An 11,391-nucleotide genomic window follows, 5' to 3' on the forward strand; every position below is an offset into this window, starting at 1 on the left:
ATAGAAACAGAAGCCACCGGAGCACCTCAAAAACACCATCATACACTAAATCAGTAAGTTGGCAGCATCACCCAGCCAGCGAACTGAAAATAGACCGCGCTTTTGTTAATGAGCTGAGCGCCGACGGTGAGGACGCCACTATTGTTTCGGCTATCGTCGCGCTGGCAAAAACGCTGAATTTAAAAGTGGTAGCCGAAGGCGTGGAAACCGTAGAGCAGCAACAATTTTTAACCCGTCTTGGTTGTAATACGCTTCAGGGCTATCTGCTGGGGAAACCTCTTGCGCCAGATACTATTACTCGCCTGGGCGATGCTATTGCTCATCAAAGTGAAACGGAGCAGCAGGTTTATGAAAAGTAATCGGAACGTTATTGCCTGCCGGGTTGATTGCAGAGAGTTTGTCCTGATTATTTCGCGGCAATATCATTAACATATTATCGACAATCGCTGAAGCCTGACCATAAAGGTTTATTGAGCCAGGCTTCAATAGCCAGTTTTTAACAATACCGCTCAGGCAGCCGAAAAAGAGAATGATCATGAGCTCAACGTCTGTGCTTTCTGCCACTTGTCCGGTAGCAATGCATTGTCGAATGAGCGCAGCCATACGCTCTTTATTAAAACCAATCTGACTGCGGATCTCCTCTTCTGAAATCATCTCACTGCTGAACTCGCACTTTTGATACAGGATTTGCATCAATGCGCGCCAGCGCGGATTGCAGGAAATATACTGCAAGGCAAGCGTTAACGTTTCACGTAGCAACTGTAGCGGATTATGCTGTGTTTCGCAGGAAAGCAGCGGCGTAATCAGTTGCCGAACGGGTACCTGCTCTTTCCAGATCTCATTAAAGAGCGCTTCTTTGCTTTGAAAGTGCCAGTAGACCGCCCCACGTGTAACGCCTGCCGCCCGGGCGATATCCGTCAGCGTGGTACGGCTAAAACCACGGGAAGCAAACTCTGTGATAGCGGCATCAAGAAGCTGCTGACGCGTTTTTAAAGCATCGATTTTTGTTTTTCTGGCCATGTTTTGTTTACAGGTTAAAAATAATCATGGTTAAGTAATACATATTTATTATCCGCCATCATTACTCATTATTTAAATTAATCAGAAACAAATAGCGTTAACGCAGAAATAAATACAAAAAATCAATCATAATGAAAAATACATTCATACCATAAATAACAAACAAAGCAGGCAACATATTATCTCCATAAACATAACTCCGCATGTATAAACACACCTGGCATTCTCTTATTTTTTATGTTTGCGTGCTTTCAGTACCCTTAGTTAAATACAGCTTGCTTACATCGCGCCTCTATTATTTGTAGGATAACGCCCTGTTATTTTCATGTTCACGCGTATTCCTGCTTTCTGCATCACGGTGGATATCGTGTTCTTTCTTTTAAAGGAACAGCAATGACGAAACAAGCCTGGCTTCTACATTGGCCTTTTTCTCTTATCATTATTGCCACCTTGCTGGCGGGCTGCGACGAAAACAACGGCGCCCATAATTCAACTGCGGTTCCGCACGTTACGGTGCACACCATTAAAAGCGCCCCGCTAAAGATCACCACTGAACTGCCAGGCAGGACGTCCGCTTTTCGCGTTGCAGAGGTCCGTCCTCAGGTAAGCGGCATTATCCTCAAACGGAATTTCACCGAGGGGAGCGACATCACTGCCGGGGAATCGCTTTATCAAATCGACCCGGCAACGTATCAGGCCGCCTGGCAGAGCGCTAAAGGCGAGCTGGCGAAAGCGCAGGCCGCTGCGGCTATCGCTCGTTTAACCGTCAAACGTTACGCCCCTCTCGCCGGCACGCAATACATCAGCAAGCAAGAGTATGACCAGGCGCTGGCTAATGCTAATCAGGCAGAAGCCAGCGTAAAGGCTGCGCTGGCGGCGGTTAAAACGGCAGAAATCAACCTTGCCTATACGCGCGTGACGTCGCCCGTAAGCGGCCGCATTGGTAAATCCAACGTCACAGAAGGCGCGCTGGTAACGAATGGCCAGGCGGCAGCCCTGGCGACGGTGCAACAGCTCGACCCTATGTATGTTGACGTGACGCAGTCGAGTACGGATTTTCAGCAGCTCAGAAACGCCCTTTCTCACGGCAAGCTTGAACAACATGGACAGAGCTCAGTTGAACTGGTCATGGAAAATGGCCAGCCCTACCCGCTTAAAGGAACGTTGCAATTTTCTGATGTAACGGTTGATGAAAGCACGGGTTCCATTACGCTGCGCGCCGTTTTCCCTAACCCGCAACATATTTTGTTGCCCGGTATGTTTGTACGCGCCCGCATTGATGAAGGCGTTCAGCCAGACGCCATTCTGGTGCCGCAACAAGCGTTAACGCGCACGCCCCGTGGCGAGGCAACCGTCATGATCGTCAATCAGCACAACAAAGTAGAGGTGCGTACGGTAACCACCAGCCAGGCTGTGGGTGACAAATGGCTCGTCACTGCCGGGTTGAAACCGGGCGAGCGGGTCATTGTCAGTGGGCTGCAAAGCGCAAGGGAAGGCGTTACGGTAAACGTGACTCCTGACAGCGCAGCAAAACCAGCGAGTTAAGGTAACGTCATGGCTAACTTCTTTATTCAACGGCCTATTTTCGCCTGGGTGCTGGCTATTATCTTAATGATGGCGGGCGGGCTTGCGATCCTCCAGCTGCCGGTCGCTCAGTATCCCACCATCGCTCCGCCAGCCATTGCAGTAAACGCCGTTTATCCTGGCGCAGACGCACAGACGGTGCAGGATACCGTGACGCAGGTTATCGAACAGAATATGAATGGGATCGATAACCTGATGTATATGTCCTCCACAAGCGACTCGGCAGGCAACGTTACTGTCACTTTGACGTTTACCTCCGGTACCGATCCAGACATCGCTCAGGTTCAGGTGCAAAACAAGTTGCAGCTGGCCATGCCATTACTGCCGCAGGAGGTGCAGCAGCAGGGGATCAGCGTGGAGAAAGCGAGCAGCAGCTTTCTGCTGGTGGCAGGTTTTATAACCAGTAATCCAGCGCTGACGCAGGAAGACATTTCCGATTACGTAGCATCTAACGTTAAGGACGCTATCAGCCGCACCAGCGGCGTGGGAGATGTGCAGCTTTTTGGCGCGCAGTATGCGATGCGAATCTGGCTTGATGCCAATCTGCTCAACAAATATCAGCTTACGCCGCTGGACATCATCAACCAGCTTAAGGCGCAGAACGATCAGATAGCCGCAGGCCAGCTTGGCGGCACGCCAGCCGTGCCGGGCCAACAACTGAATGCGTCTATCATTGCCCAGACACGTTTGAAAGACCCCCAGGAGTTTGCCCGCATCACCTTGAAGGTTAATCAGGACGGCTCTGTAGTGAGGCTAAAAGATGTAGCCCGTATAGAGCTCGGCGGTGAAAACTACAACATGGTTACCAAAATCAACGGCCAGGCGGCCACCGGTCTTGGTATCAAGCTCGCCACCGGCGCTAACGCGCTTGATACCGCCGAAGCGATTAAAACCAGACTTGCCCAGATGCAAAATTTCTTCCCGCAGGGCATGAAAGTGGTTTATCCCTATGACACTACGCCTTTCGTAAAGATTTCGATTCATGAGGTAGTTAAAACCCTTTTCGAGGCCATCGTTCTGGTGTTCCTCGTGATGTATCTTTTCCTGCAAAACATACGCGCCACGTTGATTCCAACCATTGCCGTGCCGGTTGTCTTGCTCGGTACGTTCGCTGTGCTGGCGGCCTTCGGCTATTCCATCAACACCCTGACGATGTTTGGCATGGTTCTGGCGATAGGTCTGTTGGTGGACGACGCCATTGTCGTGGTGGAGAACGTTGAGCGCGTTATGGCGGAAGAACATTTGCCGCCAAAAGAAGCGACGCAGGTTTCGATGCAGCAGATCCAGGGCGCGCTGGTAGGGATTGCCATGGTGCTCTCCGCGGTGTTCATTCCCATGGCCTTTTTTGGCGGCTCGACAGGGGCGATTTATCGTCAATTTTCCGTCACTATCGTGGCGGCAATGGCGCTTTCCGTATTGGTTGCGTTAATCCTGACTCCCGCGCTCTGCGCCACCATGCTGAAGCCGCATTCCCCTGACCATTTTGCTAAGCAGCCGCGGTTCTTTGTCTGGTTTAACAAAAAGTTTGATAGCAGCACACAACATTACACGCAGAGCGTTAGCGGCATCCTTACCAATACCGGACGCTATCTGCTGCTCTATCTGCTGATTGTCGGCGGCATGGCTGTGCTGTTCTTACGCCTGCCCAGCTCCTTTTTGCCCGAGGAAGATCAGGGCGTATTTATGACGATGGTGCAGCTACCTGCCGGCGCAACCCAGGCGCGAACCCAACACGTTCTTGATCAGGTGCAGCATTACTATCTGACGGAAGAAAAAGCGAACGTTGAATCTGTGTTTACCGTCAGCGGCTTTAGCTTTAGCGGGCAGGGACAAAATGCGGGCATCGCGTTTGTCAGCCTGAAGCCGTGGGAAGAAAGACCGGGCAGTGAAAACAATGTGGAAGCTATCGTAGGCCGCGCGATGCATGCTTTTTCGCGCATCCAGGACGGTATGGTTTTTCCCTTTAACCTGCCAGCGATACTGGAGCTTGGTACCGCTACGGGCTTTGACTTTGAGCTAACAGACCAGGCGAACCTGGGTCATAACGCGCTAACGCAGGCGCGTAATCAGCTGCTTGGCATGGTGAGAGAAAGACCCGATCTGTTAGTACGAGTGCGTCCTAACGGACTGGAGGATACGCCTCAGTTTAAGCTCGAAGTGGATCAGGACAAAGCGCAGGCGCTGGGTGTATCGGTCTCTGACATAAACCAGACGATTTCGACGGCGCTGGGCGGCACCTATGTGAACGACTTTATCGACCGTGGACGGGTGAAAAAAGTCTATGTTCAGGCCGATGCGCATTTCCGGATGCTGCCAGGTGATATCAGCAACCTGTATGTCCGGGGTAGTAATGGCAAAATGGTGCCCTTTTCTGCCTTCTCGTATTCTCACTGGATAACAGGTTCGCCGCGGCTTGAGCGTTATAACGGCATCCCGTCAATGGAGATCCTGGGTGAAGCAGCGCCGGGTAAGAGTACGGGCGAGGCGATGAAATTAATGGAATCACTGGCGGCTAAATTACCGAGCGGCATTGGTTACGACTGGACGGGGCTCTCTTATCAGGAGCGTCTTTCCGGAAACCAGGCGCCTGCGCTTTATGCCATTTCTTTAATCGTCGTCTTTCTGTGCCTTGCTGCGCTGTATGAAAGCTGGTCCATTCCTTTCTCAGTCATGCTGGTCGTGCCGCTCGGCGTTATTGGCGCTTTACTGGCCGCTACGCTGCGCGGGCTGAACAATGACGTTTATTTCCAGGTGGGTTTGTTAACCACAATTGGTCTCTCAGCGAAAAACGCCATTCTGATTGTCGAATTCGCTAAGGACTTGATGGAAAAAGAGAGCAAAGGGCTTATTGAAGCAACACTTGAGGCGGTGCGGCTGCGGCTGCGTCCAATTCTTATGACCTCACTGGCCTTTATACTTGGCGTATTGCCGCTGGTGCTTAACCATGGCGCCGGGAGCGGGGCGCAGAACGCAGTTGGAACCGGCGTAATGGGCGGCATGCTGTCCGCTACCCTGCTTGCTATTTTCTTTGTACCCGTATTTTTTGTAGTCATACGCAGGCGGTTTGTTAAAAACCAGCATTAACCTTTTGACGAAGGCGGCATATGCCGCCTTATTTTAAGATAAACAACCGTTATCCCTGAGTCAGGGTATTAATCCGTCACGACCGGGTATTTTCTTTTTTACGCGAATAGCTTATAAATAGTTAAGCTATTTTTCAGATAGTTAGACTATTGCTTTCTTCCCACTGATTACTCTCTTCACAATCTCTTCATTATTTATTTTTTACGGCGGTTTATCTCCATAATTTTTACAATACACATGAATTGTCATTATTCGTCGATGCCAGGCGCAGCCGCCAGAGGGTAAAATAGTCTTATCCAGTTCAGTTAATCCTGAAGTAAAAATTCAAGTTACTGGATAACTGAAGGAGCATTAAGCCGAGGTATATTATGAAAAATGTTATTGCTATCGCACTGCTTTCTACACTGCTGGCTGGCTGTGCTCATGACTCGCCCTGCGTACCGGTTTATGACGATCAAGGCCGTCTGGTGCATACCAATACCTGTATGAAAGGCACTACTCAGGATAACTGGGAAACAGCGGGCGCCATTGCTGGCGGCGCTGTTGCGGTGGCCGGGCTCACGATGGGCATCATCGCTCTCAGTAAGTAGTATGTTTAAGTAAAGCGCGGCCAGGCCGCGCTTTTTGCTTTATTAAGGTGCAAAAGTATCGCTACAAGTAAACAGGTGGCAACAAAAAGGAACAAACAGAAAAAAATCGGCTGAAACAAACCGCCTTTCAGAAACCTGCTTCGTTTTATTTACTCTCGCCTCGTGAGTTTCCTCACATCTCTTTAAATGCTTACCCAGCCAATATTCACAGCAGTTACCTTTTAAAAAACTTGTGAAACTTTTTTGCGCCAAAATGTGGCGCAGGTTTCAGTTTCGCACCATTTCAGGGCGCTGTATTTGTTTTTTCATGGCTACACTTCGCTTATTGCATTCCTCCTTCTCTTCTCCGTAAAGAATGCAAACCTGGCATTCCATTTGCTTTACCCATAATGGCTGATGCCACAGACAGGAAACAGGCGCCTCCCGGATGACCTGATATTTATAACGATAATTTTCACTACACAGGATGCATAATGAAAAAAGTGATAGCCACTCTGGCCGCAGCGGGCGCGCTGTTTGCTGTTGCCAATCATGCTTATGCCGGTGCGACATTCGACGCCGTAAAAAAGAAAGGCTTTGTTCAGTGCGGCATTAGCGACGGGTTGCCGGGTTTTTCCTATGCCGATGCCAGCGGCAAATTTACCGGCATTGATGTTGATGTCTGTCGTGGCGTAGCTGCCGCCATGTTTGGCGATGCCTCTAAAGTGAAATACACGCCGCTGACCGCTAAAGAACGCTTTACTGCCCTTCAGTCTGGCGAAGTGGACATGCTTTCCCGTAATACCACCTGGACTTCCTCTCGCGATGCAGGCATGGGAATGGCGTTTACCGGCGTCACCTATTATGACGGCATCGGTTTTCTTACACATAACAAAGCAGGCCTGAAAAGCGCTAAAGAGCTTGATGGCGCAACCGTTTGTATCCAGGCCGGTACAGATACTGAACTGAACGTGGCGGATTACTTTAAAGCCAACAACATGAAATACACGCCGGTAACGTTCGACCGTTCGGATGAATCCGCCAAGGCGCTGGAATCAGGCCGTTGCGATACTCTCGCGTCTGACCAGTCACAGCTTTATGCGCTGCGCATCAAGCTGAGCAACCCGGCTGAGTGGATCGTGCTGCCTGAAGTTATCTCTAAAGAGCCGCTTGGCCCGGTGGTACGCCGTGGCGATGACGAGTGGTTCTCGGTGGTGCGCTGGACACTCTTCGCTATGTTGAATGCTGAAGAGATGGGCGTGGATTCAAAGAACGTTGATGCGAAAGCAGCTAACCCTGCTACGCCGGATATGGCGCATCTGTTAGGCAAAGAAGGTGATTACGGCAAAGACCTGAAACTCGATAACAAGTGGGCTTATAACATTGTGAAGCAGGTCGGCAACTATGCGGAGGTGTTTGAACGCAACGTTGGCGCCGAGAGCCCGCTGAAAATCAAACGCGGCCAGAACAACCTCTGGAATAAAGGCGGCATCCAGTACGCTCCGCCAGTGCGCTAAGCGTATCGTGTTACGGACGCCGCCCTGCGGCGTCCAGTCCGGAGTTATGGTCACTGAGGTTTATCTATGTCCCATCGCCGCCCAACCGTGAAAGGTGATTTCTCTTTTACTAACCCTGCGGTTCGCGCCTGGCTATTCCAGATCCTTGCCGTCGCCGTCGTTCTCGCTATTGTTGCTTACCTGGTGCATAACACAGTTACAAACCTGAGTAACCGGGGAATTACCTCGGGCTTCTCTTTTCTTGACCGGGGAGCAGGCTTCGGTATCGTTCAGCATCTTATTGATTATCAGGAAGGCGATACTTATGGCCGCGTTTTTCTGGTTGGCTTGCTGAATACGCTGCTGGTTTCCGCGCTCTGTATCGTCTTTGCTTCGTTTCTGGGTTTTTTTCTTGGGCTGGCGCGGCTTTCAGAAAACTGGCTGCTGCGAAAACTCTCAACAATTTATATTGAGACGTTTCGTAATATCCCGCCGTTACTGCAAATCTTCTTCTGGTATTTCGCTGTGTTACGTAACCTGCCTGGGCCTCGTCAGGCGGTTAATGCGTTTGATCTGATGTTTCTCAGCAATCGCGGGCTTTACCTGCCCTCCCCGGAAATGGGGCAAGGCTTAGCGGCATTTATTGTGGCGCTGGTAATAGCGGCTGCGGTGATCTTCGGCGTTTATCGTTTTAATACTAAACACCAGATGAAAACTGGTCAGCTGCGTCGAACCTGGCCTTTGGCGCTGGCGCTCATCGTGGGATTGCCGATAGTGGCCCACCTTGCTTATGGCCCAGCTCTGCATTGGGAGGTGCCGGAACTGCGCGGGTTTAACTTCCGCGGCGGGCTGGTGTTAATCCCTGAGCTTGCCGCTCTGACGCTCGCGCTTTCGGTCTATACCTCAGCATTTATTGCAGAAATCATCCGCGCCGGCATTCAGTCTGTTCCGCACGGCCAGCATGAAGCGGCGCGTTCGCTTGGTTTGCCTCATCCGGTCACGCTGCGTCAGGTCATTATCCCTCAGGCGTTGCGGGTCATTATTCCCCCATTGACCAGCCAGTATCTCAATATTGTAAAGAACTCGTCGCTGGCGGCGGCTATTGGCTATCCCGATATGGTCTCGCTGTTCGCTGGTACGGTGCTTAACCAGACTGGCCAGGCGATAGAAACCATTGCGATTACCATGTCGGTGTACTTGATCATTAGCCTGACTATTTCGTTATTGATGAATATCTATAACCGGCGTATTGCCCTGATAGAGCGCTGAGGATCCTATGTCGAAAATTTTATTGTCGCCGGTTACGCCGACAACATCAGCGGGTCCGGGCCGCGTAATAAGCTGGATGCGCAAAAATCTCTTTTCGAGCTGGAGCAACAGCTTACTGACGATTTTTTGTCTCTGGCTGATGTGGGAACTTATCCCACCGCTATTGAACTGGACATTATTTCAGGCTAACTGGGCAGGCGAAACGCGTGCGGATTGCACCAAAGAGGGAGCTTGTTGGGTCTTTATTCATGCCCGTTTTGGACAATTTATGTATGGGCTGTATCCCCACGATCAGCGCTGGCGCATTAATCTGGCGCTGATTATCGGCTTGCTTTCGGTCGCGTTAATGTTCTGGAAAGGGCTTCCTTCTCGCGGCCGTTATATCGCCTGCTGGGCGGTGATCTATCCGCTGGTGGTCTGGGGTTTGCTGTATGGTGGGTTCTTCGGTCTCGAGCGCGTGGAAACGCGTCAATGGGGCGGGCTTACGCTGACGCTTATTATCGCCTCCGTTGGCATTGCCGGCGCGCTGCCGCTCGGCATTCTTCTCGCGCTGGGCCGCCGCTCACGCATGCCGGTTGTACGGATCCTGTCTGTTATCTTTATCGAGTTTTGGCGCGGGGTGCCATTAATCACCGTGCTTTTTATGTCTTCCGTTATGCTGCCGCTATTTATGGCGGAAGGCACCACCATCGACAAACTTGTTCGCGCTCTGGTGGGGGTGATTCTCTTCCAGTCTGCTTATGTAGCGGAAGTTGTGCGCGGCGGTTTGCAGGCATTGCCGAAAGGCCAGTACGAAGCGGCAGAGTCTCTGGCGCTGGGTTACTGGAAAACGCAGGGGTTAGTTATCCTTCCCCAGGCGTTAAAAATGGTGATCCCGGGCCTTGTGAACACGATCATCGCGCTCTTCAAAGATACAAGCCTCGTCATCATTATCGGTCTGTTTGATCTTTTCAGCAGCGTTCAACAGGCGACTGTGGATCCGGCCTGGCTTGGCATGTCGACTGAAGGCTATGTCTTTGCCGCGCTGGTTTACTGGATTTTTTGTTTCAGCATGTCGCGCTACAGCCAGCATCTGGAAAAGCGCTTTAACACCGGGCGTACGCCGCACTAAGGAAATCTATGAACCCTTCAACAATGCCAGCTACCGAGGCGATGATTACGCTCGAGAATGTGAATAAATGGTATGGACAGTTTCACGTACTGAAAGACATTAACCTTAAGGTAAAGCAAGGCGAGCGTATCGTTTTATGCGGGCCATCCGGCTCTGGTAAGTCGACGACTATTCGCTGCATCAACCACCTGGAAGAACATCAGCAAGGCCGGATCGTAGTAGACGGGATTGAGCTGAACGACGACTTACGTAATATTGAAAGGGTACGTACAGAAGTGGGCATGGTTTTTCAGCACTTTAACCTGTTCCCTCACCTGACAGTTTTGCAGAATTGTACGCTTGCTCCCATCTGGGTACGTAAATTGCCGAAGAAAGAAGCTGAAGCGCTAGCCATGCATTACCTGGAACGTGTGCGTATAGCGGAACATGCACATAAATTCCCGGGACAAATTTCAGGCGGGCAGCAGCAGCGTGTCGCAATTGCGCGCTCTTTGTGCATGAAGCCTAAAATTATGCTTTTTGATGAGCCAACCTCAGCTCTCGACCCTGAGATGGTGAAAGAGGTGCTGGATACCATGATCGCCCTGGCTGAATCAGGCATGACCATGCTTTGCGTAACCCATGAAATGGGATTCGCACGCACTGTAGCCGATCGGGTTATCTTTATGGACCGCGGCGAAATAGTCGAACAGGCGCCGCCGGAGGAGTTTTTCGCTCATCCCAAATCCGAACGTACGCGGGCATTCCTGTCGCAAGTCATTCATTGAGTGATAAGTTTAATAAATAAAAAGGCCATCCGCAGGGATGGCCTTTTTATTTATTGTACAGTGGCTTCTGACAGCCTTCTTTTATTTCAGCCCGCCAGCGGCTTTATCTAAAGAAATAAAAGCAGACTGTCGATAAAAAGCAAAAAACCCGGTCTGATGACCGGGTTTTGCTTTATTTGGTGCCTGGCAGTTCCCTACTCTCGCATGGGGAGACCCCACACTACCATCGGCGCTACGGCGTTTCACTTCTGAGTTCGGCATGGGGTCAGGTGGGACCACCGCGCTACGGCCGCCAGGCAAATTCTTTTCTAAGCGCCGAACTTTAACCTAATAAGTGGTGCTGATACCCAGAGTCGAACTGGGGACCTCACCCTTACCAAGGGTGCGCTCTACCAACTGAGCCATATCAGCACACTAAATTTGATGCCTGGCAGTTCCCTACTCTCGCATGGGGAGGCCCCACACTACCATCGGCGCTACGGCGTTTCACT

At 51.0% G+C, this 11,391-nt stretch carries 9 protein-coding genes, 1 tRNA gene and 1 rRNA gene; 8 read left to right on the forward strand and 3 right to left on the reverse strand.

Annotated features, from left to right (window positions below; genetic code table 11):
- The coding region (locus DW56_RS08410) for an EAL domain-containing protein (protein WP_035889748.1) at positions 1-359 on the forward strand (359 nt) is incomplete at its 5' end.
- Here the strand turns inward: DW56_RS08410 and envR are convergent.
- Positions 313-1,020 (reverse strand): acrEF/envCD operon transcriptional regulator, encoded by a 708-nt coding sequence (gene envR, locus DW56_RS08415; RefSeq protein ID WP_024554522.1) that lies wholly within the window; start codon positions 1,018-1,020, stop codon positions 313-315. The genes DW56_RS08410 and envR overlap by 47 nt on opposite strands.
- A 393-nt stretch (positions 1,021-1,413) precedes the next feature.
- Between envR and DW56_RS08420 the strand changes: the two genes are divergently transcribed.
- The 7 genes from DW56_RS08420 (at position 1,414) to DW56_RS08450 (ending at position 10,900) form a co-directional block, all read left to right on the forward strand.
- Complete coding sequence (locus DW56_RS08420) at positions 1,414-2,565, forward strand: efflux RND transporter periplasmic adaptor subunit (protein ID WP_024554523.1); 1,152 nt, start codon at positions 1,414-1,416, stop codon at positions 2,563-2,565.
- A 9-nt stretch (positions 2,566-2,574) separates the two neighbouring features.
- Positions 2,575-5,688 (forward strand): efflux RND transporter permease subunit, encoded by a 3,114-nt coding sequence (locus DW56_RS08425; RefSeq protein WP_024554524.1) that lies wholly within the window; start codon positions 2,575-2,577, stop codon positions 5,686-5,688.
- Positions 5,689-6,056: 368 nt separating this feature from the next.
- The gene (locus DW56_RS08430) at positions 6,057-6,278 is read left to right on the forward strand and encodes a putative periplasmic lipoprotein (RefSeq protein ID WP_024554525.1); all 222 of its coding nucleotides are present in this window, start codon (positions 6,057-6,059) and stop codon (positions 6,276-6,278) included.
- A 470-nt stretch (positions 6,279-6,748) separates the two neighbouring features.
- On the forward strand, positions 6,749-7,774 hold the full coding sequence (locus tag DW56_RS08435; protein ID WP_024554526.1) for an amino acid ABC transporter substrate-binding protein: 1,026 nt from the start codon (positions 6,749-6,751) through the stop codon (positions 7,772-7,774).
- 66 nt (positions 7,775-7,840) lie between these two features.
- Complete coding sequence (locus tag DW56_RS08440) at positions 7,841-9,022, forward strand: amino acid ABC transporter permease (protein WP_024554527.1); 1,182 nt, start codon at positions 7,841-7,843, stop codon at positions 9,020-9,022.
- A 7-nt stretch (positions 9,023-9,029) separates the two neighbouring features.
- On the forward strand, positions 9,030-10,133 hold the full coding sequence (locus tag DW56_RS08445; protein ID WP_035889751.1) for an amino acid ABC transporter permease: 1,104 nt from the start codon (positions 9,030-9,032) through the stop codon (positions 10,131-10,133).
- Between the two features lie 8 nt (positions 10,134-10,141).
- Positions 10,142-10,900, forward strand: coding sequence for an amino acid ABC transporter ATP-binding protein (locus tag DW56_RS08450; protein ID WP_024554529.1), 759 nt, complete (start codon positions 10,142-10,144; stop codon positions 10,898-10,900).
- Positions 10,901-11,081: 181 nt separating this feature from the next.
- Here DW56_RS08450 and rrf read toward each other — a convergent pair.
- A 5S ribosomal RNA gene (gene rrf, locus DW56_RS08455) occupies positions 11,082-11,197 on the reverse strand.
- A 38-nt stretch (positions 11,198-11,235) separates the two neighbouring features.
- A tRNA-Thr gene (locus tag DW56_RS08460) sits at positions 11,236-11,311 on the reverse strand.
- Positions 11,312-11,391: the final 80 nt, after the last annotated feature.

Source organism: Franconibacter helveticus LMG 23732 (assembly GCF_000463115.2).
GTDB classification, from domain to species: Bacteria; Pseudomonadota; Gammaproteobacteria; order Enterobacterales; family Enterobacteriaceae; genus Franconibacter; species Franconibacter helveticus.

Excerpts from the sequence above, each read along its gene's own strand:
- envR (WP_024554522.1), bottom strand. The coding sequence starts at position 1,020 with ATGGCCAGAAAAACAAAAATCGATGCTTTAAAAACGCGTCAGCAGCTT.
- DW56_RS08420 (WP_024554523.1), top strand. The coding sequence starts at position 1,414 with ATGACGAAACAAGCCTGGCTTCTACATTGGCCTTTTTCTCTTATCATT.
- DW56_RS08425 (WP_024554524.1), top strand. The coding sequence starts at position 2,575 with ATGGCTAACTTCTTTATTCAACGGCCTATTTTCGCCTGGGTGCTGGCT.
- DW56_RS08430 (WP_024554525.1), top strand. The coding sequence starts at position 6,057 with ATGAAAAATGTTATTGCTATCGCACTGCTTTCTACACTGCTGGCTGGC.
- DW56_RS08440 (WP_024554527.1), top strand. The coding sequence starts at position 7,841 with ATGTCCCATCGCCGCCCAACCGTGAAAGGTGATTTCTCTTTTACTAAC.
- DW56_RS08445 (WP_035889751.1), top strand. The coding sequence starts at position 9,030 with ATGTCGAAAATTTTATTGTCGCCGGTTACGCCGACAACATCAGCGGGT.
- DW56_RS08450 (WP_024554529.1), top strand. The coding sequence starts at position 10,142 with ATGAACCCTTCAACAATGCCAGCTACCGAGGCGATGATTACGCTCGAG.